Source organism: Variovorax guangxiensis (genome assembly GCF_003952165.1).
Lineage (GTDB): Bacteria > Pseudomonadota > Gammaproteobacteria > Burkholderiales > Burkholderiaceae_C > Variovorax > Variovorax guangxiensis.
The window spans coordinates 54,274-75,178 of sequence record NZ_RXFT01000007.1 but is presented as its reverse complement, the minus strand read 5'-3'; the positions used below and the strand labels follow the sequence as shown (position 1 = coordinate 75,178).

The window sequence follows — 20,905 nt, the reverse complement described above, 5'->3', positions numbered from 1 at the left end:
TACTCGCGGGCGCTCAGACCGAAGCCGGGGCCGACTGCGGCGCGGGGGCTGCCAGCGCGTGCGGCTCCAGGCCGATGTGCGCGTTGTTGCCGCTGCTCGTGAGCTCGACCTTGCGGTCGTGCAGCTCGGCGAGCGCGCGCTTGTATTCGTTCGGGAACACCTTCACGAACTTGGTGCGCGCCACGGACCAGTTGTCGAGCAGCTCGCGCGCGCGCTTGCTGCCGGTCCAGCGGTGGTGCTCTTCGAGCAGCTTCTTCAGCTGGGCCTCGTCGGTCTCGCCGCCGTGCCAGATCTTGCGGTGCACGCTGGCGGTCTGCTCGGCAGAGGTCAGCACCTTCTCGAGGGAGACCATCGAGAGGTTGCAGCGCGTGGCGAACTGGCCGTCCTCGTCGTACACGAAGGCGACGCCGCCGCTCATGCCGGCCGCGAAGTTGCGTCCCGTCTTGCCGAGCACGGCCACCGTGCCGCCGGTCATGTATTCGCAGCCGTGGTCGCCGGTGCCTTCGATGACCGCCGTGGCGCCCGACAGGCGCACCGCGAAGCGCTCGCCGGCCACGCCGCACAGGTAGGCCTCGCCGGTGGTCGCGCCGTACAGCGCGGTGTTGCCGACGATGGTGTTGCGCGCTGCCTCACCGCGGAAGTCGAGGCTGGGGCGCACCACCACGCGGCCGCCCGAGAGGCCCTTGCCGGTGTAGTCGTTGGCGTCGCCGATCAGGTACAGCGTGATGCCGCGCGCCAGGAAGGCGCCGAACGACTGGCCGCCCGTGCCTTCGAGCTGGATGCGGATCGAGTCGTCGGGCAGGCCCTGCGGATGCACCTTGGTCAGCGCGCCCGAGAGCATCGCGCCCACAGAGCGGTTGACGTTGCGCGCCACCTCGATGAACTGCACCTTCTCGCCCTTGTCGATGGCCGGACGCGACTTCTCGATGAGCTTGACGTCCAGCGCCTTGTCCAGGCCATGGTCCTGGTTCTCGACGTGGAAGCGCGGCACGTCGGCCGGCACGTTCGGCAGCGCGAACAGGCGGCTGAAATCGAGGCCGGCGGCCTTCCAGTGCTCGATGCCCTTGCGCATGTCGAGCAGGTCGGCGCGGCCGATCAGGTCGTCGAACTTGCGGATGCCGAGCTGGGCCATGATCTGGCGCACTTCTTCCGCGACGAAGAAGAAGTAGTTGACGACGTGCTCGGGCTTGCCCGAGAACTTCTTGCGCAGCACGGGGTCCTGCGTGGCCACGCCCACCGGGCAGGTGTTCAGGTGGCACTTGCGCATCATGATGCAGCCCTCGACCACCAGCGGCGCCGTGGCGAAGCCGAACTCATCGGCGCCCAGCAGCGCGCCGATGGCGACGTCGCGGCCGGTCTTCATCTGGCCGTCGGCCTGCACGCGGATGCGGCTGCGCAGGCGGTTGAGCACCAGCGTCTGCTGCGTCTCGGCCAGGCCGATTTCCCACGGGCTGCCCGCGTGCTTGATCGACGACCAGGGCGAGGCGCCCGTGCCGCCGTCATGGCCGGCGATCACGACGTGGTCGCTCTTGCACTTGGCGACGCCCGCGGCGATGGTGCCCACGCCGATCTCGCTCACCAGCTTCACGCTGATGCTGGCGTGCGGCGCGGTGTTCTTCAGGTCGTGGATGAGCTGCGCCAGGTCTTCGATCGAGTAGATGTCGTGGTGCGGCGGCGGGCTGATGAGGCCCACGCCCGGCACGGCATAGCGCTGCTTGCCGATGTACTGCGTGACCTTGCCGCCCGGCAGCTGGCCGCCTTCGCCCGGCTTGGCGCCCTGCGCCATCTTGATCTGGATCTGGTCGGCCGAGTGCAGGTATTCGGCCGTGACGCCGAAGCGGCCGGACGCGACCTGCTTGATGCGCGAGCGCAGCGAGTCGCCGTCCTTCAGCGGCAGGTCGACCTCGACGTTCTCGGCGCCCACGATGCTGCGCAGCGTGTCGCCCTGCTTGATCGGGATGCCCTTGAGCTCGTTGCGGTAGCGCGCGGGGTCTTCACCGCCCTCGCCGGTATTGCTCTTGCCGCCGATGCGGTTCATGGCCACGGCCAGCACCGAGTGCGCCTCGGTGCTGATGGAGCCCAGCGACATCGCGCCGGTGGCGAAGCGCTTGACGATCTCGGCAGCGGGCTCGACCTCGTCGACCGGAATGGCCTTGGCCGGGTCGATCCTGAACTCGAACAGGCCGCGCAGCGTGAGGTGGCGGCGGTTCTGGTCGTTGATGAGCTGGGCGTATTCCTTGTACGTGTTCCAGTTGTTGGAGCGCGTGCTGTGCTGCAGCTTGGCGATGGCGTCGGGCGTCCACATGTGCTCCTCGCCGCGCGTGCGCCAGGCGTATTCGCCGCCGGCGTCGAGCATGTTGGCGAGCACCGGGTCGTTGCCGAAGGCAGCCTTGTGCATGCGGATGGCTTCCTCGGCGATCTCGAAGACGCCGATGCCTTCCACACGGCTGGCGGTGCCGGTGAAGTACTTATTCACCGTCTCGCTGTTCAGGCCGATGGCTTCGAACAGCTGCGCGCCGCAGTAGCTCATGTAGGTGCTGACACCCATCTTCGACATGATCTTCGACAGACCCTTGCCGATGGCCTTGACGTAGTTGTAGACCGCCTTCTCGGCGCTCAGCTCGCCCGGCAGGTCGGCGTGCATCGCCACCAGCGTCTCCATGGCGAGGTAGGGGTGCACGGCTTCCGCGCCGTAGCCCGCCAGCACGCCGAAGTGATGCACCTCGCGCGCCGAACCGGTCTCGACCACCAGGCCGGCGGTGGTGCGCAGGCCCTCGCGCACCAGGTACTGGTGCACGGCCGACAGCGCCAGCACGGCGGGAATGGCCACCTGCGTGGGGCTCACGCCGCGGTCGCTCACGATCAGGATGTTGTTGCCGCCCTTGATGGCATCCACGGCCTCGGCGCACAGCGACGCCAGCTTGGCTTCGACGCCCTCGTCGCCCCAGGCGAGCGGGTAGGTGATGTCGAGCACGTAGCTCTTGAACTTGCCCTGCGTGTACTTGCCGATGTCGCGCAGCTTCGCCATGTCGGCGAAGTCGAGGATCGGCTGGCTCACTTCGAGCCGCATCGGCGGGTTGACCTGGTTGATGTCCAGCAGGTTCGGCTTGGGGCCGATGAAGGACACCAGCGACATCACGATGGCTTCGCGGATCGGGTCGATCGGCGGGTTCGTGACCTGCGCGAACAGCTGCTTGAAGTAGTTGTACAGCGGCTTGTTCTTGCTCGAGAGCACGGCCAGCGGGCTGTCGTTGCCCATGGAGCCGATGCCTTCTTCACCCGCCTGCGCCATCGGGCTCATCAGGAACTTGATGTCTTCCTGCGTGTAGCCGAAGGCCTGCTGGCGGTCGAGCAGCGGCACCTGCGACAGCGGCGCCTTGACCGCCTCGGCGGCCTCCGCCTTCACGCTGTCGAGCTTGATGCGCAGGTTCTCGATCCACTGCTTGTAGGGCTTGCTGTTGGCGAGGTTGGCCTTGACCTCCTCGTCGTCGATCAGGCGGCCCTGTTCTAGGTCGATCAGGAACATCTTGCCGGGCTGCAGGCGCCACTTGCGCACGATCTTCTGCTCGGGCACGGGCAGCACGCCCGACTCGGAAGCCATGATGACCAGGTCGTCGTCGGTCACGCAGTAGCGCGAGGGGCGCAGGCCGTTGCGGTCGAGAGTCGCGCCGATCTGGCGGCCGTCGGTGAACACGATGGAGGCCGGGCCGTCCCAAGGCTCGAGCATGGCGGCGTGGTATTCATAGAACGCGCGGCGGCGCGGGTCCATGGTGGCGTGCTGTTCCCAGGGCTCGGGAATCATCATCATCACGGCCTGGCTGATGGGGTAGCCGGCCATCGTCAGCAGCTCGAGGCAGTTGTCGAAGGTGGCGGTGTCGGACTGGCCGGCGAAGCTGATCGGGTAGAGCTTCTGCAGGTCGGGGCCCAGCACGGGGGAAGACATCACGCCTTCGCGCGCCTTCATCCAGTTGTAGTTGCCCTTGACCGTGTTGATTTCGCCGTTGTGGGCGACATAGCGGTACGGGTGGGCCAGCGGCCACTCGGGGAAGGTGTTGGTCGAGAAGCGCTGGTGCACCAGGCCCAGGGCCGAGACGCAGCGCTTGTCCTGCAGGTCGAGGTAGTAGGTACCGACCTGGTCGGCCAGCAGCAGGCCCTTGTAGACCACGGTGCGGCTCGACATGCTGGGAACGTAGTATTCCTTGCTGTGCTTGAGCTTCAGGCGCTGGATGTTGGCGCTGGCTGTCTTGCGGATCACGTAGAGCTTGCGTTCCAGCGCGTCCTGCACGATGACGTCGTTGCCGCGGCCGATGAAGACCTGGCGCAGCAGCGGTTCCTTTTCGCGCACGGTGGGCGACATGGGCATGTCGCGGTTGACCGGCACGTCGCGCCAGCCGAGCAGCACCTGGCCTTCGGCCTTGATGGCGCGTTCCATTTCCTGCTCGCAGGCTTCGCGGGAGGCGTGTTCCTTCGGCAGGAAGATCATGCCGACGCCGTATTCGCCTGGCGGGGGCAGCGTGACGCCCTGCTTCGCCATTTCCTCGCGGTAGAGGTGGTCGGGCAGCTGGATCAGGATCCCGGCGCCGTCGCCCATCAGCTTGTCAGCGCCCACTGCGCCGCGATGGTCGAGGTTCTCGAGGATCTTCAGGCCCTGCAGCACGATGGCGTGGCTTTTCTCGCCCTTGATGTGTGCAACGAAGCCGACGCCGCAGGCGTCGTGCTCGTCGGCAGCGGAATAAAGACCGTGTTCTTGGAGATGCTTGATCTCGGCAGCCGTCGTCATGGCGCGCTCCTTCAGTTTTCGCAGGGAATCGGAGCATATTGCGTTGCACAAAGAATGCCAAACACTTTAATAGGGGTCAGATTCCATTTAAATGTTGAGTTTTTCGATAGGAATTAAATTGGGGACATATCAAAAAAAGGAGCAAAAAAGCCAATCCATGCAATGGATCAAACAGGCTTTTCAGGTCAGGATCGAGGCGTCGAAGGCGGCCGCCCGGCCTTGGCCTTGACCACGCGGCGATCGGTGGACTTGCGCAGGCTGTCGAGAAAATCCACGTCGCCGGCCGCCCAGCCCCGCAGGGTGGCTTCGGTCAGCGCGCTCTGGTCGGCCGCGCGCACGCCGGCACGCACCAACTCGACATACGCGGCCTCCCGCGCGAACGGCGTGTTGCCAAGCTGCCAATACAGCGGATGCGGCGTCAGCAGCTTGTCGTGCCGCAGGCCGGCGTAGTGAGCGTGACTGGACCACGGAAAGTCGCGCGCGTCGGTCACCATGCCCGCCCGCACCGGGTTGAGGTCGATGTAGGCCATGCAGGTCAGCAGGTAGCGCTCGGTCTGGATCAGCGTCGACCTGTAGCGCCCTTCCCAGAGCGTGCCGCTGCGGCCGTGGCGGTCGTTGAAGTAGCGCACATAGGCGCGGCCGACCGACTGCATGAACTGCGGCAGCCCGGTGGCGCTCGCGGGCGTGGCCAGCAGGTGGAAGTGGTTGTCCATCAGCACGTAGGCGTGCACCGCGATGCCGAAGCGCATGGCGCTTTCGGCCAGCAGGGCAAGCAGCTTCTCGTGGTCTGCGCGGTCAATGAAGATCGGCTGGCGGTTGTTGCCGCGCTGGATCACGTGGTGCGGCACGTCGGCCAGCGTGAGACGGGGAAGACGGGCCATGGAGCCAGGCGGCCTGCGAGCCGGGGTTCAGGCGAGGCTGAAGCGCGTGTCGCCCAGCCTGTCGAGCCCGAACTGCGCCAGCAGCTCGCGCAGCCGCGCGGCCGCGCTCGCCTTTCGCTGCCCGGTGTACCGCGCCAGGATCAGCTCGTTCTTCATGCTGTGCTCCCAGCCGACCAGTTCGGTCACGGTAACGCTGTAGCCGTTGGCTTCCAGGTACAGGCAGCGCAGCACGTTGGTGAGCTGGCTGCCGATCTCGCGCGTGTGCAGCGGATGGCGCCACAGCTCGGCCAGCGGCGTGCGCGAGAGCGCCAGCGCCTTGGTCTCGCGCAGGCAGGCGGCCACCTCGGCCTGGCAGCAGGGCACCAGCACCATGCAGCGCGCCTTCTTGGCCAGGCCGAAGGCGATGGCGTCGTCGGTGGCGGTGTCGCAGGCATGCAGCGCAGTGACCACGTCGATCTGCGCCGGCAGCTCGCCCGACTGCGCGGACTCGGCCACCGTGAGGTTGAGGAACGACATGCGCTCGAAGCCAAGGCGCTTGGCCAGCTCGCGCGAGCGCTCGACCAGTTCGCCGCGCGTCTCGATGCCGTAGACATGCCCCCCGCCTGATCGCGCCCGGAAGAACAGGTCGTAGATGATGAAGCCCAGGTACGACTTGCCAGCGCCGTGGTCGGCCAGCGTGGCGCCGGCCCCTTCGTCCGGCAGCTCGCGCAGCAGCTGCTCGATGAACTGGAACAGGTGGTAGACCTGCTTGAGCTTGCGCCGCGAGTCCTGGTTGAGCCGGCCCTCGCGGGTCAGGATGTGAAGCTCCTTGAGCAGCTCGACCGACTGGCCGGGGCGCAGAACCTCGGCCAGCTCGGCATCGGCCTTGGCGGCCTTGTTCGTCTTGGGTGCGGTCTTCGTGTTCATGGCTTGGCACTCCCCGGCCCGACGTCCAGCTCGGCCCAGCCCTGCGCGCCCAGTGCCTCGAGCGTGTCGATGTTGCGCTTGAAGATCGCCTCGGCTTCCGGAAAGGCTTCCACCGCGCGGCTCACGCTGTCCTCGCGCAGAAGATGCAGCGTGGGATGCGGCGCGCGGTTGGTCGCGTTGCCGATGTCGTCGGCCTCGGTGCCGGCGAACTGGAACTGCGGATGAAAGCTCGCCAGCTGCAGCACGCCGTCGAATCCCTCACGGGCGAGCCGGCGTTCGGCGCGCGCCGTGAAGTCGTTGAAATCCAGGAAGTCGGGCAAGGCGTTCGGTGCAATCAGAAGGGTTGTGTCGCGCAAGGCGGCGTCGAGCGCCACGAGTTCCTGGGCCTGGGCCAGCAGTGCGTCCATCAGGTCGGCGTCCTCGACGGGCTCGTACACCGCGTAGTGGATCTGCCCTTTCACGTGCACGGCCTTCGCGAAGGGGCACAGGTTGAGGCCGATCACCGCGCGCTCCAGCCAGCGCCGCGTATCGGCTTCGGCCTGGGGGGCTGCGATTGTCGCCGGGAGCGTCATGCCATCTCCGCAGCGGGGCGAATGCGCCCCAGGCGCCGTGCGATCGCCATGCCGACCAGCGAGCAGGCCAGCGTGGCCGTCCAGGTCCAGTGCCAGCCGCCGACACGATGCGCCAGCCAGGCCACCGCGGGCGGCGCCAGGAACTGGCCCAGCGAGGAAGCCTGCTGCATCAGCCCGACGGTCGTCGACACGGTGGACGGCCCGGGCGCGAGCCGCACGCCCAGCAGGAACAGCGTGGCCGGTACCATGCCGCCGCCCAGCGAGAAGGCGCACACGGCGATATAGCGCAGCACAGGCGGCAGGCCCAACGCGTCGGCGCCCTGCCCCATCTGCGCGAAGGCGGCCACGCCGCCCAGCGCCATCGTCAGGAAACCGAGCTGCAGCAGCCTCTCGGGCGCCACGCCGCGCTGCAGCCAGCGCCCGCCGGCGACGTTGCCGACGATGTTCATCGCCGCCGCGAGCGCAGTGAGCACCGCATTCCACGCGGCCGGCACGCCGGCGCCCGCGTAGATGGCAGGCAGGAAGCCGATCACCGCCATCCATTGCGACGAATACACGGCAAAGGTCAGCGCGACCAGCCAGGGTGCGCGCGCACCGACGGTGGCGCGCAACCGCGACATCCATCCGCCCGAAGCCGGGCCTGCCGCGGCCGGCCGGAGCCGGTCGGCGGGCACCACGATCCAGAGCCAGAGCGCCGCTCCGGCCGACATGGCCGACAGCGCCCACCACCAGTCCACCCAGCCGCCCCAGGCGATCAGGGCCGGACCGAGCAACAGCGCGAGCGCCACGCCCAGCGGCATGTAGGCGCCCCACAGGCCCAGCGCCGCCTTGTCGGCGCCCGGCGGCGTCAGCGCACGGATCAGCCCCGGCCCCGGCATCACCGCCAGCAGGAAGCCGACGCCCTCCACGGCGCGCAGCACCAGCAGCCATTGCACGGCATGCGCACCGCCGCCGCCCAGTCCGGTGCCGGCCGCACCGCCGAGCAGGCTGGCGACCGTCAGCACGACCAGCCCCGCCAGCATGCTGCGTCGCAGGCCGATGGTGTCCGCCGCGAGGCCGACCAGCAGCCCCAGCGTCATGCTCGCGACCTGCACCAGCGAGAGCAGGAATCCCGCCTCGACCAGATCGATGCCCAGCGACGCCTGCAGCGCCGGCACCGCGGGCGGCAGCTTGCCGAGGTGCAAGGCTGCGCTGACACCGCCCAGCAGGACGGCCAGCGCGGCAGCGGGAATGCGGGGGCGCCCGGCCTGGCCGCTCATGCGATGCCCCGGCGGCCGGTCAGCCGCTCATGCTCGCGCACGGCGAAGCGGTCGGTCATGCCGGCGATGTAGTCGGCCACGGCGCGATGCCTGTCCTGCCGCTCGGCATAGGACGCCGGCATCTCGGAGCCGCGCTCCAGATACGCCTCGAACAGTTCCCGCATCACCTGCCGCGCCTGATCGGTGGTCTGGGTGACCTGGGGATGGCGGTAGAGGTTGCGGAAGAGAAAGCGCTTCAGGTCTTCCGACTGGGCCTGCATCGTCTCGCTGAACGAAACGACCGGCGGGGCCTTGCGCACAGCGTCGGAATCGCCCGGCGCGAGCGCTTCGAGCGCAGCGCGGGTCGCGTCGATCACGTCGTAGACCTGCGCGCTCAGCATGCGGCGGATGGTTTCGTAGAGGACGCGGCGACCCCGCAGCTGCGGATGCTCGGCCACTGCCTCGCGGCGATGGCGCTCGAACAGTTCCACGTCGGACAGCTGCTCGACGGTGATGAGCCCCGAGCGCACGCCGTCGTCGATGTCGTGGGCGTTGTAGGCGATGGCATCGGCCAGGTTGCACAGCTGGGCTTCCAGCCCCGGCTGGGTGCGGTCGAGGAAACGCCGGGCGACGCCATTGGGCTCCGCCGCCTCCAGCCGCTCGGCGTTCGCGCGCGAGCAGTGCTTGAGGATGCCCTCGCGGGTCTCGAAGCTCAGGTTCAGGCCGTCATATTGCGGATAGCGATGCTCCAGCGCATCGACCACGCGCAGGCTCTGCAGGTTGTGCTCGAACCCCCCGTGCCCGGCCATGCAGTCGTTGAGCGCGTCCTGCCCGGCGTGGCCGAAGGGCGTGTGGCCCAGGTCGTGCGCCAGGGCGATCGCCTCGACCAGGTCCTCGTTGATGCGCAGCGCCCGCGCGATCGACCGCCCCAGCTGGGCCACTTCGAGCGAATGCGTGAGCCGGGTGCGAAACAGGTCGCCCTCGTGGTTCAGGAACACCTGCGTCTTGTAGACCAGCCGGCGGAAAGCGGTGGAATGCACGATCCGGTCGCGGTCGCGCTGGAAGGCATCGCGCGTGGGCGCGGGCGGCTCCGCATGCCGACGGCCGCGCGAGCGCGCGGGCTGGCAGGCGTAGGCCGCGAGGCTCATCGCGGCGCGCAGCTCTGGGCGAGCACTTCGCGCACGAGCGCGTCGGGCGCGCTGCGGACCACCGCGGAGCCGGGGCGGTCGATCACCACGAAGCGGATCTCGCCGGCCTCCGACTTCTTGTCGACGCGCATCAGCTCCAGGTAGCGGTCGGCGCCCAGCGCGGGGCCGACGGTCGGCAGGCCGGCCCGCTCGATCAGCCGGGTGAGCCGCTCGACGAAGGCGGCATCGACACCGCCGAGCCGCTGCGACAGCCGTGCCGCCATCACCATGCCGCAGCCCACCGCCTCGCCGTGCAGCCATTCGCCATAGCCGAGGCCCGATTCGATCGCGTGGCCGAAGGTGTGGCCGAAGTTGAGGATCGCCCGCAGCCCGGTCTCGCGCTCGTCCTGGCCGACCACCAGCGCCTTGATCTCGCAGCTGCGCTTGACGGCATGGGCCAGCGCCGCCGGCTCCCGCGCGACGAGGGCGTCGATGTTCGCCTCGATCCAGTCGAGGAAGGCCATGTCGTGGATCGGCCCGTACTTGATGACTTCGGCCAGGCCGGCGCTGAGTTCGCGCGGGGGCAAAGTCTGGAGCGTCGCCAGGTCGCAGACCACAAGCTGCGGCTGGTAGAACGCGCCGATCATGTTCTTGCCGAGCGGATGGTTGATGGCGGTCTTGCCGCCCACGGAGGAGTCGACCTGCGCCAGCAGCGTGGTCGGCACCTGCACGAAAGGCACGCCGCGCATGTAGCTGGCGGCCGCGAAGCCCGTCATGTCGCCCACCACGCCGCCGCCCAGGGCGAACAGCACGGTCTTGCGGTCGCTGCCACGGCCGAGGAGCTCGTCGAAGATCAGGTTCAGCGTCTGCAGGTTCTTGTATGCCTCGCCGTCGGGCAACTCGAGCAGGTGGACCGCCCGGAACCGGCCCGCCAAAGCGGATTGCAGCGCCCTGGCATAGAGCGGCGCCACCGTGGTGTTGCTGACGATCAGGGCCGTGGCCGAGGCGGGCGTGGCATCGAAGCTCCGCGGGTCGTCCAGCAGGCCGGCGCCGATCAGGATCGGATAGCTGCGGTCGCCGAGCTGGATGTCGACGCGTTCTGGCGGGGCGGAGAGTTCGGACAGGGACATGGGCAGCGAGTTTAGGCGCTGCGGCTCGGGCAGGCTCAGGCGGGGGGCTCTTCGGGGTGGGCGCCCGGCTCGACGACGCCGGCCAGTTCGAGCTGCATCACGATGATGTTCACCAGCATCGCGATGGTCGGGCGGCCGGTGTCGACCACGTCGTGGGCGGTTTCCCGGTAGAACGGGTCGCGCGCATCGTGCAGCTCCCGCAGCCGCCCCAGCGGATCGGCCACCTGCAGCAGGGGGCGCTTGACGTCGTGGCGCAGGCGCCGGAACAGGTCTTCGGGGGAGGAGCGCAGGTAGATCACATGGAAGTGATCGCGCAGTTGCTTGCGGTTCGCCTCCCGGAGCACCGCACCGCCGCCGGTGGCCAGAATGCCCTGGGGATTGGCGGCCAGGTCGGCGATCACCGTCTGCTCGAGGTCGCGGAAGGCGATTTCGCCCTCTCGCTCGAAGTAATCACGGATCGAGCAGCCGATGCGCTGCTCGATCACGTGGTCCGTATCTACGAAGGGAAGGTCCAGCCGCATCCCCAGGCGCCGGCCCACTGCGGATTTTCCGGCGCCGGGCAAGCCGACGAGTGCGACCGCCACGCGGTGGCTGCTACGCCCGCGCGTCAGCGCGCGGCGTTGCGGTCGGTAATCATCTTCGGGGTGATAAAGACGAGCATTTCAGTCTTGTTGGCAACGCGTTCGCGCTTGCGGAACAGTGCACCCACATAAGGCACTTCACCCAGCACCGGCACGCGCGATTCGTCATTGGTTTCGGTGAGCTCGAAGATACCACCGATGACAACCGTGCCGCCGTTCTCGACCAGCACCTCGGTCTGCACGTGCTTGGTGTTGATCGCCGGACCCGCCGAAGTATTCACGCCGCGGGCGTCCTTGCTCACGTCCAGCGTCAGGATGATGTTGCCTTCCGGCGTGATCTGGGGCGTGACTTCGAGCTTCAGCACCGCCTTGCGGAACGAGATCGAGGTGGCGCCGCTGGAAGTGGCCTGCTGGTACGGGATTTCCTCGCCCTGCTCGATCAGCGCCTTGGTCTGGTCGGCCGTGATCACGCGGGGGCTGGACACCAGCTTGCCCTTGCCGTCGGCTTCGAGCGCCGAGATCTCGAGGTTCAGCATGCGCGAGAAGCTAGAGTTGAACAGCGAGATCGCGAAGGTGCCTGCCGCGTTGCCGGTGCCGCCGGCATCGCCTGCGGGAAGGTTGATGAAGTTGGAGTTCGTCCAGGTGGTGGTGGCCGTGCTGGCACCGCCGTTGGTGCCCGCCGTGATGGTGGGCATCGCACCCACATTGGCGAACGCCCGGTTGCCGGCGGACGATGCGAAGCGCTCGCCAGCAATACCGCCCCCGAGTCGTACACCAAGGGACTTGCCGAAGGTGTCCGACGCCTCGACGATACGGGCTTCGATCAGCACTTGGCGAACGGGGACGTCCAGTTTCTGGATCAGTTCGGTCACCTGGGCCAGGCGCGAGGGGATGTCCGAAACGAAGAGCTGGTTGGTACGCGATTCGGCGATGACGCTGCCGCGCGGGCTCAGGATCCGGGTGGTCGTACCGCTGCCGCCGCCACCGCCAGAAGAAGCGCCCGTGCCAGTCAAGCCCTGAGCAATGGCAATCGCCTTGGTGTAGTTGAGCTGGAACGACTGGGTCCGCAGCGGCTCCAGATTCTCGATCGCGGCCTTGGCCTCGAACTCGAGCTTTTCCTTGGCGTTGATCTCATCCTTCGGCGCGATCCACAGCACGCTGCCGTTCTTGCGCATGCCCAGGTTCTTCGCCTGCATGATGATGTCGAGCGCCTGGTCCCACGGCACGTCCTTCAGCCGAAGCGTCAGCGCGCCGGTCACCGAATCCGAGGTCACGATGTTGAAGTTCGTGAAATCGGCGATCACCTGCAGCAGCGAACGGATCTCGATGTTCTGGAAGTTCAGCGACAGCTTCTCGCCGTTGTAGCCCACGCCTTGGGTCAGCTTGGTCGGATCGACCTTGCGGGCACGGACCTCGACCACGAACTGGTTCTCGCTCTGGTAGGCACTGTGCTCCCAATCGCCCTTGGCATCGATCGTCATGCGGACGCGGTCGCCGGCTTGCTGCGAAGTGATGAGCTGGACCGGGGTGCCGAAGTCGGCCACGTCGAGGCGGCGGCGCAGCCCTTCGGGCAGCGTCGACTTGGTGAACTCCACGACAAGGCTCTTGCCCTGCTGCTTGACGTCCACGCCCACCTGGTTGTTCGGCAGATCGACGATGACCCGGCCGGTGCTGTCGGAACCGAGACGGAAGTCGACATCCCGCAGGGGCAGCGTGTCGCGATTGCGGTTTTCCGCGAAGGTCGTGGAAGCCGACGCGACAAGCGCCGGTCCTGCCACCGGCTCGAGCGTCACCAGCAGCGACTTGCCCTGGATCTCGGCCTTGTATGCGGTCGCCTGCTTCAGGTTCAGCACCACGCGGCTGCGTTCACCGGCCTGCACCACGTTCACCGAGCGCAGGTTGCCCTGGTTCACCTCGATGGCGGAGCGGCCGATGGCATTCGTGACACCGGGAAAGTCGAGCGCGATACGCGCAGGCGTCTGCACGGCGAATCCGGCAGGAACCGCGGTAAGCGGCTGTGCCAGATCGATGCGGATCACTTCGGAGCCCGACTGCGTCGAGCTCGTCACCGCCTCGATGGCGTTTTGCGCATGAGCCACGGCCAATGCGCCGAAGGCCAGCAGACCCAGGCCGGCAGCGCGCAGCCACTGTGCCATTTTTGATTTCTTTTGGTTCATTTCGCACTCTCTTGCAGCTGCAGCGTCGCGACGCGTTCGATCCATTCACCGGCGGCGTCTTGCACGATTTCACGCAAGGCGATTTCGGTTTCGTTGATACGGGTGATGCGCCCGTAGTTGAGTCCCAGGTATTCGCCGACGCGCACCTTGTAGAGCAGCTTGTCGACGCGCAGCAGCGCCACCGGCTGGCCGTTGCGGTTCATGCTGCCGACCATGGCCATCGAGTCGAGCGGGAAGGCTTCGAGCGCTTCCTTGCGGCGCGCGAGCTCGGGCGCGATCAGCTCCGAGGTGCTCGGCTGATTCGATTCGCGGCGCAGCGCCTGCGTCAGCTTCAGGATGTTGAAGGGCTCGAATGCCGAGGCCTCGGTATAGGCCTGCGGGGTGAACTTCTTGGGCTCGGAAATCGGCGGCACCGAGGGCTTCACCTGGGCACGCTGCTCGGCCATCCAGCGCTGCATGTCTTCCTGGCCCGAATCGCAGGCGCTCAGTGCCGACGCCGCCAGCGTCAGCCACAGTACTTTGGCGGCGATCTTCATTTCTTCGCCTTCGGTGCGGAGGCGCGCTTCTGCGCGGCCCGTTCTTCGTCATCGAGGTAACGATAGGTGCGCGCGGTGGCGTCCATCGTCAGCACGTCCTTGTCCTTCTGCGGGGTGACGGAAATGTTGTTCAGCGTCACGATCCGCGACAGGCCCGCCACGTCGGCAGCGAAAGCACCCATGTCGTGGTACCGGCCGGTCACCCGGACGGCGATCGGGAGCTCGGCGTAGTAGTCCTTGACCGACACCTGCCCCGGACGGAACAGCTCGAACTGAAGGCTGCGGCCAAGGCCTGCCTGGTTGATGTCCGACAGCAGGGCGTCCATTTCGGCCTTGCTGGGCAACTGCTTCTCGAGCAGGGTCACGTACTGCTGCACCTGCTCGCGCTGCTTCTTGAGCAACTCGAGGTTGGCGGCCTGAGCCACCTTCTTCTGGTAGTCGGCCTTGAGCGTGACTTCCTTGGCGCGCTCGCTTTCGAGCTCGTCGTTCGAATTGGTCAGCCAGACGAACCAGAGGGCGACCAGCACAAGTGCCGTGACCACCAGGCAGAGCGCATAGCGGGGCACCGCCGGCCATGCCGAGGGATCGTTCGGATTGAGTCCGCGGAATTGGTCGCCGAAGCGCTGGAACGCAGCGGCGACGTCGATTTTCTGGGAGGCGCGATTGCTTGCCATGATCGGTTACCCCTTGGACTGCGCCGTTGCGGCCAGGGCCTTTTCGGCGGCAGCCTTCTGAGCATCGGTGGGGCGTTTCAGGCCAATGCGCATCGTGAAGTTCGCCACGCGACGCTGATCGCGCGGGTTCAGGTTCACGTTCGCCGACGTGATTTCGACCAGCTCGGGCTTCACCAGCCAGGGACTGTTGTTGCCGAGGTTGCGCAGCAGCTCCGAAACCCGCTCGTTCGACTGCGCCATGCCTTGCAGGGTGACAGTCTGGTTGTCCTGCTTCATGTTGGTCAGGTACACGCCATCGGGCAGTTGCCGGACCAGTTCGTTGAGCAGGTGCACGGGCAGGTTGCGGTCGCCCTGCAGGTCTTCGACCGCCTGCTGGCGGGCGCGCAGCGCGGCAATTTCTTCCTGCAGCGTCGAGATTTCCTTGATCTCGACTTCGAGCTTCTTGATCTCGGCCTGCAGAAAGCCGTTCGTGGAACGCTGCGCCGAGATCTGCGCCTCGAACCAGAGATAACCAAGGCCGGCGATCAGGACGCCCAGGATCGCCGCGGCACCCAGGGTGCCGTAGAACGCCTCGCGCCTGCGCTTGCGCGCAGCTTCGCGGTGCGGGAGCAGATTGATGAGGATCACTGCAGGAACCTCCGCATGGCCAGGCCGCAAGAGGTCAGATAGGACGGCGCCTCACGGCGGACCTTCTTCTCGCGGACGTTCGAGCTGATTTCCATGCCTTCGAAGGGATTCAGCAAGGAGCAGGCGAACGAGGTCTGCCGCGTCACAGCGTTGGTCAGGCCGGGCAGCGAGGCCGATCCGCCTGCCAGCAGCACATAGTCGACGCGGTTGTGCGGCGTGCTGGTGAAGAAGAACTGGAGCGCGCGGGCGATTTCCTGCGCGATGCTTTCCACGAAGGGCTTGAGCACGCCTGAGCCGTAGTCGTCGGGCAGGTCGCCGCTGCGCTTCTTCGCCTCGGCCTCCTCGGCCGAAAAACCGTACTGGCGCACGATCAGTTGGGTGAGCTGGGCACCGCCGAACGCCTGGTCGCGGTCGTACAGCACTTCCTGGTTGCGCAGCACCTGCATGCTGGTGGTGAAGGCGCCCACCTCGAAGAGAGCCACGATCGAATCGACGCCCTTGCCGGGCAGCTGCTCGATCAGGCGGGCGGTCGCCAGGCGCGATGCGTAGGACTCGACGTCGAGGATCATCGCCTTCAGGCCGGCGGCTTCCGCCAGGCCCTCGCGGTCCTGGACCTTTTCCTTGCGCGACGCGGCGATCAGCACTTCCACGTCGCCGGCCGAGGTGGTGCTCGGACCGGTCACGCAGAAGTCGAGGCTCACCTCGTCGAGCGAGAACGGGATGTACTGGTTGGCTTCCGACTCGACCTGGATCTCGAGCTCCTGCTCGCTCATGCCGCCCGGAAGAATGATCTTCTTGGTGATCACGGCCGACGGAGGCAATGCCAGTGCCACGTTGCGGGTGCGCGTGCCGCTCTTGCGGATGACGCGACGGACGGCTTCCGCCACCTCGTCGAACTTCTCGACGTTGCCGTCGGTGATCCAGCCGCGTTCCAGGGGCTCGATGGCGCAGCGCTCCAGGACCAGCTTGCCGCTGGCCTCACGGCCGAGCTCGACCAGCTTGACGCTGGACGAACTTACGTCCAGCCCCAGCAGGGGAGCGTTCTGACGACGAAACAATGATCCAAGAGCAGCCAAGGCAGGTTCCTCTTCCCCTGTATTTGTAACCAATAGAAAAAATTGAATTCGGTTGCATGCTAGCAGCAGGCGTAGCGGCAACCAAGCGACGCCGCAGGGCAAATTCCTCAAGCGTTGTCAAAACCTGACGGCAAAACCGCATTTTGTAACTTTTGAATTAGGGCAATGCAAGCCCCGCAAAGATCGGATCGTTCGGAAGGGGCGGCTTTTTATAATGTCGGGTGACTCTGTGCGGCCCCTCATGCAAGAAACTTCCAGCCCCAAAGGGCCAGCCAAGAACTCCCCCTCCACTCGCCCGACCTGGCTGAAATGGCTGCTGCGCCTTTTCTTCTGGAGCTTCGGCATCGCCCTGGCCGGCGCGCTGGCCGTGCTGTGCGTGGTGGCAGTGGCCCTCGCGGTGGCGTATCCGAACCTGCCCGACATCAGCGAGCTCTCCGACTACCGGCCCAAGCTGCCGCTGCGGGTTTTCTCGGCCGAAGGCATCCTGATCGGCGAGTTCGGCGAGGAGCGCCGCAACCTCACTCCCATCTCGGCCATCCCGAAGGTCGTGAAGGACGCCGTCCTGGCGGCCGAAGACGCCCGCTTCTACGACCACGGCGGCGTCGACTACAAGGGCATGGTCCGCGCCGGCCTGGCCAACATGAACCGCGTGAAGAGCCAGGGCGCATCGACCATCACGATGCAGGTGGCGCGCAACGTCTACCTGAGCTCCGAGAAGACGCTCACCCGCAAGATCTACGAGGTGCTGCTGACCTTCAAGCTGGAGCACCTGCTCACCAAGGACCAGATCTTCGAGATCTACCTGAACCAGATCTACCTCGGAAACCGCGCCTATGGCTTCGCTGCCGCTTCCGAGGCCTATTTCGGCAAGCCCCTGCAGGAACTCACGATCGCCCAGGCCGCGATGCTGGCCGGCCTGCCCAAGGCACCGGGCGCGAACAACCCGGTCAACAACCCGCAGCGCGCGCGCGGCCGCCAGTTCTACGTGATCGACCGCATGCAGGAGGCCGGCTTCATCACCGCCGAACAGGCCGCGGAAGCCAAGAAGGAAGAGTTGCACCTGCGCGACGCCGCCGACCCGAACCGCCTGCACGCCGAATACGTGGCTGAAACGGTTCGCCAGCTGATGTACGCCCAGTACGGCGACAGCACCTACACGCGCGGCCTCAAGGTCTACACCTCGCTGGTCGCGGCCGACCAGGCGGCCGCCTACAAGGCGCTGCGCAAGGGCATCATGGACTACGAGCGCCGCCAGATCTATCGCGGCCCCGAGAAGTTCGTCGACCTGCCGAACGACCCCAAGGACCTCGACGAAGCAGTCGACGACGCGCTCAACGACCACCCCGACAACGGCGACGTGATGGCCGCGGTCGTGCTCAAGGCCACGCCCAAGCAGATCGACGCGGTGCGCGGCAATGGCGATCCCGTCCAGATCACCGGCGAAGGGCTCAAGCCGGCCCAGTCGGGTCTCTCCGACAAGGCCCCGCCGAACATCAAGATCCGTCGCGGCGCGGTCATCCGCGTGGTGAAGACGCCCAAGAACACCTGGGAAATCACGCAGCTTCCCGAGGTCGAGGGCGCATTCGTCGCCATGGACCCGCGCGACGGCGCCATCAAGGCGCTGGTCGGCGGCTTCGACTTCGGCAAGAACAAGTTCAACCATGTGACGCAGGCCTGGCGCCAGCCGGGCTCCAGCTTCAAGCCCTTCATCTATTCCGCGGCGCTCGAAAAGGGCTTCACGCCCGCCACGGTCATCAACGACGGCCCGCTCTTCTTCGACGCCGGCACCACCGGCGGCCAGCCCTGGGAGCCGAAGAACTACGGCGGCGGCTACGACGGCCCGATGTCGATGCGCACCGCGCTGATGAAGTCGAAGAACCTCGTGTCCATCCGCATCCTGCAGTCCATCGGCACGCGCTATGCGCAGGAGTGGATCACCAACTTCGGCTTCGACAAGGAAAAGCACCCCGCCTACCTGCCGATGGCGCTGGGCGCGGGCTCGGTCACGCCGATGCAGATGGCGGTGGGCTATTCGGTCTTCGCCAACGGCGGCTACCGCGTCAATCCGTACCTCGTCACGCGCATCACCGACCACAAGGACAAGGTGCTGGTCGACAAGCAGCCGCCGCTGCTGAACGAATCGCTGCGTGTCATCCCGCAGCGCAACGCCTTCATCATGGACACGCTGCTGAATTCCGTCGCTCGCGGCGGCACCGCGGCCAAGGCGCAGGCCATGCTCAAACGCCCCGACCTCTACGGCAAGACGGGCACCACCAACGACTCGCTCGACGCCTGGTTCGCCGGCTTCCAGCCCACCATGACGGCCATCTCGTGGATCGGTTACGACACCCCGCGCAACCTGGGCGACCGCGAGACCGGCGGCGGCCTGAGCCTTCCGATCTGGATCACCTACATGGAAACCGCCATCAAGGGTGTGCCGGTGACTGAACTGTCGGCCAACCCGCCAGCGGGCATCGTGAATGTGGGTGGCGAGTGGTACTACGACGACTACGCGCCGGGACGCGGCGTTGCCAGCCTGGGTGTCGAGTCCGCACCGGCGGCGCCGGTCGAAGCCCCGGCGGGTGGTCCGATCGGCGCTCCTGCGCAACCCGAGGAGCGCAACCGCATCCTCGATCTGTTCCGCAACTGAGCGTCGCAGGCAGAAAGTTCAGGGAGCCGTGAAGTCCAGCGGCTGCCCGGCCTGCAGCGTCGCCTCGCGCGACAGGTTGCCGAAGAATTCCTCGCCGGTCTTGGTGTCCACCCAGGCCTTGCCGTCATGGCGGTAGTGGTAGCCGCCGGAACGCGCGGCAAGCCAGATTTCCTGCAACGGCTTCTGCAGGTTCACGATCAGCTGGCTGCCGTTGCGGAATGAAATCGTGATCATCCCGCCCACCCTCTGGTTGTCGATGTCGGCGTCGGTCGCTTCGTTGATGCGGTCGCAGCCCAGTTCGATGGCGGCAAGCGCAGCCTCGGCGCGATCCATGTATTCGGTGTCGGTCATTACAATTTCGCCATGTTGAACGTTCGCCAAATTCTAGTGAGCACCCGCGTCCGCGCCGCGCTCATGGTCTGCCTTGCCGTGGGCACCGCCGGGCTCGTCGCTGCCTGCGGGCAGCGCGGTGCGCTGTACCTGCCGACCGATCCGGCAGCCGCCGGGCGCGCCACCTTGCCGGAGCTCATGACGCCGGACAGCCTGCGGTCTTCGTCGTCATCTTCGTCCTCCAGCCAGGCGGCGCCCGCTCCGGCTGCCGCGACCAGCGCGCCAGCCGGCAGCACCAGCACCACCAGCACGGAGCAGCGCAAGTGAGTTCCGGCACCCCCATCGCCCTGCCCGGCCAGCCGCACATCGCCGAGCGCGACGGCACGCTGCACGTCGAAGGCGTGGCGCTCGACGCGCTGGCGCGCGAACACGGCACTCCTCTCTTCGTCTACTCCAGGCAGTGGATGCTGGACGCCCTGGCGGCTTACCAGCGCGGCTTCGAGGGTCGTGATGCGCTCATCTGCTACGCGATGAAGGCCAACTCCTCGCTCGGCGTGCTGCGCGTGTTCGCGCAAGCCGGCTGCGGCTTCGACATCGTCTCCGGCGGCGAGCTCTCGCGCGTGCTGGCCGTGGGCGCCGATCCGAAGAAGATCATCTTCTCTGGCGTCGGCAAGACCCGCGCCGAAATGCGCCAGGCGCTCGCGGCGGGCATCGCCTGCTTCAACGTCGAGAGCGAAGCCGAGCTCGACGTGCTCAACGAAGTGGCGGTGGCCGAAGGCAAGCGCGCGCCAATCAGCATCCGCATCAATCCGAACGTCGATCCGAAGACGCACCCCTACATTTCCACCGGCCTGAAGGGCAACAAGTTCGGCATCGCGCACGACCGCGCCGTCGAGGCCTACAAGCACGCCGCGCGGCTGCAGGGGCTGGAGGTGGTGGGCATCGACTGCCACATCGGCTCGCAGATCACCGAAGCCTCGCCCTACCTCGACGCCTGCGACCGGGTGCTCGACCTGGTGGAAGCCATCGAGGCAGCCGGGGTGCCGATCCATCACCTGGACTTCGGTGGCGGCCTGGGCATCGACTACAACGGCGAAGTGCCGCCCAAGGCCGATGCGCTGTGGCAGCAGCTGCTGACCAAGCTCGACGCGCGCGGCTTCGGCGGGCGCAAGCTGGTCATCGAGCCAGGCCGCTCGCTGGTCGGCAATGCCGGCGTGTGCGTGACCGAAGTGCTCTACACCAAGCCGGGCGAGGACAAGAACTTCTGCATCGTCGACGCGGCCATGAACGACCTGCCCCGTCCCGCGATGTACCAGGCCTTCCAGCGCATCGTGCCGGTGCGCACCCGCGCGGGCAATGCCACGACCTACGACGTGGTCGGCCCGGTCTGCGAGAGCGGCGACTGGATCGGCCGCGATCGCGCGCTCAACGTGGTGTCGGGCGACCTGCTGGCCGTGCTGTCGGCGGGTGCGTACTGCATGAGCATGTCCAGCAACTACAACACCCGCGGCCGCGCCGCCGAGGTGCTGGTGAGCGGCGCGAGCGCCAAGCTGATCCGCCGTCGCGAGACGATGGAAGACCAGCTGCGCAGCGAGATCGACGGCTGATCGCCGATCGCTC

Annotated in this window: 17 protein-coding genes; 3 read left to right on the top strand and 14 right to left on the bottom strand. The window is 66.9% G+C overall.

Going from position 1 to position 20,905, the window contains the following annotated elements; all coding sequences use genetic code 11:
* Positions 1-13: 13 nt before the first annotated feature.
* The 13 genes from EJP67_RS17480 to EJP67_RS17420 all read right to left on the bottom strand — a co-directional run bounded on the left by EJP67_RS17480 (position 14) and on the right by EJP67_RS17420 (position 16,305).
* Positions 14-4,780 carry a glutamate synthase-related protein gene (locus EJP67_RS17480; RefSeq protein ID WP_126022993.1) on the bottom strand — a complete coding sequence of 1,589 codons (4,767 nt, stop codon included), beginning with the start codon at positions 4,778-4,780 and terminating at the stop codon, positions 14-16.
* Positions 4,781-4,965: 185 nt separating this feature from the next.
* Positions 4,966-5,661: a transposase gene (locus EJP67_RS17475; protein ID WP_126022992.1), complete on the bottom strand. Its 696-nt coding sequence runs from the start codon at positions 5,659-5,661 to the stop codon at positions 4,966-4,968.
* A 27-nt stretch (positions 5,662-5,688) separates the two neighbouring features.
* Positions 5,689-6,567: a class I SAM-dependent methyltransferase gene (locus tag EJP67_RS17470; RefSeq protein ID WP_126022991.1), complete on the bottom strand. Its 879-nt coding sequence runs from the start codon at positions 6,565-6,567 to the stop codon at positions 5,689-5,691.
* A complete protein-coding gene (locus tag EJP67_RS17465) occupies positions 6,564-7,139 on the bottom strand; it encodes a DUF1415 domain-containing protein (RefSeq protein ID WP_126022990.1) in 576 nt (191 codons plus the stop codon). The genes EJP67_RS17470 and EJP67_RS17465 overlap by 4 nt, the downstream gene beginning before the upstream one ends.
* On the bottom strand, positions 7,136-8,398 hold the full coding sequence (locus tag EJP67_RS17460; RefSeq protein WP_126022989.1) for an MFS transporter: 1,263 nt from the start codon (positions 8,396-8,398) through the stop codon (positions 7,136-7,138). Before EJP67_RS17460 ends, EJP67_RS17465 begins: the two co-directional genes overlap by 4 nt.
* Complete coding sequence (locus tag EJP67_RS17455; protein WP_126022988.1) at positions 8,395-9,525, bottom strand: deoxyguanosinetriphosphate triphosphohydrolase; 1,131 nt, start codon at positions 9,523-9,525, stop codon at positions 8,395-8,397. Before EJP67_RS17455 ends, EJP67_RS17460 begins: the two co-directional genes overlap by 4 nt.
* A complete protein-coding gene (gene aroB / locus EJP67_RS17450; RefSeq protein WP_206169517.1) occupies positions 9,522-10,634 on the bottom strand; it encodes a 3-dehydroquinate synthase in 1,113 nt (370 codons plus the stop codon). Before aroB ends, EJP67_RS17455 begins: the two co-directional genes overlap by 4 nt.
* 35 nt (positions 10,635-10,669) lie before the next feature.
* The gene (locus EJP67_RS17445) at positions 10,670-11,218 is read right to left on the bottom strand and encodes a shikimate kinase (RefSeq protein WP_126022986.1); all 549 of its coding nucleotides are present in this window, start codon (positions 11,216-11,218) and stop codon (positions 10,670-10,672) included.
* A gap of 23 nt (positions 11,219-11,241) precedes the next feature.
* Complete coding sequence (locus EJP67_RS17440) at positions 11,242-13,392, bottom strand: type IV pilus secretin PilQ (protein ID WP_126022985.1); 2,151 nt, start codon at positions 13,390-13,392, stop codon at positions 11,242-11,244.
* Entirely contained in the window at positions 13,389-13,928 is a 540-nt protein-coding gene (locus tag EJP67_RS17435) for a pilus assembly protein PilP (protein ID WP_126022984.1), read from the bottom strand. Before EJP67_RS17435 ends, EJP67_RS17440 begins: the two co-directional genes overlap by 4 nt.
* The gene (locus EJP67_RS17430; RefSeq protein WP_126022983.1) at positions 13,925-14,602 is read right to left on the bottom strand and encodes a type IV pilus inner membrane component PilO; all 678 of its coding nucleotides are present in this window, start codon (positions 14,600-14,602) and stop codon (positions 13,925-13,927) included. The genes EJP67_RS17435 and EJP67_RS17430 overlap by 4 nt, the downstream gene beginning before the upstream one ends.
* A 6-nt stretch (positions 14,603-14,608) precedes the next feature.
* Complete coding sequence (locus EJP67_RS17425) at positions 14,609-15,229, bottom strand: PilN domain-containing protein (RefSeq protein ID WP_126022982.1); 621 nt, start codon at positions 15,227-15,229, stop codon at positions 14,609-14,611.
* Positions 15,226-16,305 (bottom strand): pilus assembly protein PilM, encoded by a 1,080-nt coding sequence (locus EJP67_RS17420; RefSeq protein ID WP_093196407.1) that lies wholly within the window; start codon positions 16,303-16,305, stop codon positions 15,226-15,228. Before EJP67_RS17420 ends, EJP67_RS17425 begins: the two co-directional genes overlap by 4 nt.
* A gap of 241 nt (positions 16,306-16,546) precedes the next feature.
* Here EJP67_RS17420 and EJP67_RS17415 point away from each other — a divergent pair, with 241 nt between their 5' ends.
* Positions 16,547-18,955 carry a penicillin-binding protein 1A gene (locus tag EJP67_RS17415; RefSeq protein ID WP_126022981.1) on the top strand — a complete coding sequence of 803 codons (2,409 nt, stop codon included), beginning with the start codon at positions 16,547-16,549 and terminating at the stop codon, positions 18,953-18,955.
* Between the two features lie 18 nt (positions 18,956-18,973).
* Here EJP67_RS17415 and cyaY read toward each other — a convergent pair whose 3' ends face one another.
* On the bottom strand, positions 18,974-19,306 hold the full coding sequence (gene cyaY, locus EJP67_RS17410; RefSeq protein WP_126022980.1) for an iron donor protein CyaY: 333 nt from the start codon (positions 19,304-19,306) through the stop codon (positions 18,974-18,976).
* 12 nt (positions 19,307-19,318) lie between these two features.
* On the opposite strand from cyaY, the gene lptM reads away from it, so the two are divergent.
* A complete protein-coding gene (lptM, locus tag EJP67_RS17405) occupies positions 19,319-19,612 on the top strand; it encodes an LPS translocon maturation chaperone LptM (protein ID WP_126022979.1) in 294 nt (97 codons plus the stop codon).
* On the top strand, positions 19,609-20,892 hold the full coding sequence (lysA, locus tag EJP67_RS17400; protein ID WP_126022978.1) for a diaminopimelate decarboxylase: 1,284 nt from the start codon (positions 19,609-19,611) through the stop codon (positions 20,890-20,892). The genes lptM and lysA overlap by 4 nt, the downstream gene beginning before the upstream one ends.
* Positions 20,893-20,905: the final 13 nt, after the last annotated feature.

What these genes read in the sequence shown, in the direction of transcription:
- EJP67_RS17460 (WP_126022989.1), bottom strand. Translation starts at nt 8,398, where the DNA reads ATGAGCGGCCAGGCCGGGCGCCCCCGCATTCCCGCTGCCGCGCTGGCC.
- EJP67_RS17430 (WP_126022983.1), bottom strand. Translation starts at nt 14,602, where the DNA reads ATGGCAAGCAATCGCGCCTCCCAGAAAATCGACGTCGCCGCTGCGTTC.
- EJP67_RS17435 (WP_126022984.1), bottom strand. Translation starts at nt 13,928, where the DNA reads ATGAAGATCGCCGCCAAAGTACTGTGGCTGACGCTGGCGGCGTCGGCA.
- EJP67_RS17470 (WP_126022991.1), bottom strand. Translation starts at nt 6,567, where the DNA reads ATGAACACGAAGACCGCACCCAAGACGAACAAGGCCGCCAAGGCCGAT.
- EJP67_RS17415 (WP_126022981.1), top strand. Translation starts at nt 16,547, where the DNA reads ATGCAAGAAACTTCCAGCCCCAAAGGGCCAGCCAAGAACTCCCCCTCC.
- aroB (WP_206169517.1), bottom strand. Translation starts at nt 10,634, where the DNA reads ATGTCCCTGTCCGAACTCTCCGCCCCGCCAGAACGCGTCGACATCCAG.
- lptM (WP_126022979.1), top strand. Translation starts at nt 19,319, where the DNA reads ATGTTGAACGTTCGCCAAATTCTAGTGAGCACCCGCGTCCGCGCCGCG.
- EJP67_RS17465 (WP_126022990.1), bottom strand. Translation starts at nt 7,139, where the DNA reads ATGACGCTCCCGGCGACAATCGCAGCCCCCCAGGCCGAAGCCGATACG.
- EJP67_RS17475 (WP_126022992.1), bottom strand. Translation starts at nt 5,661, where the DNA reads ATGGCCCGTCTTCCCCGTCTCACGCTGGCCGACGTGCCGCACCACGTG.
- cyaY (WP_126022980.1), bottom strand. Translation starts at nt 19,306, where the DNA reads ATGACCGACACCGAATACATGGATCGCGCCGAGGCTGCGCTTGCCGCC.
- EJP67_RS17440 (WP_126022985.1), bottom strand. Translation starts at nt 13,392, where the DNA reads ATGAACCAAAAGAAATCAAAAATGGCACAGTGGCTGCGCGCTGCCGGC.
- EJP67_RS17455 (WP_126022988.1), bottom strand. Translation starts at nt 9,525, where the DNA reads ATGAGCCTCGCGGCCTACGCCTGCCAGCCCGCGCGCTCGCGCGGCCGT.
- EJP67_RS17480 (WP_126022993.1), bottom strand. Translation starts at nt 4,780, where the DNA reads ATGACGACGGCTGCCGAGATCAAGCATCTCCAAGAACACGGTCTTTAT.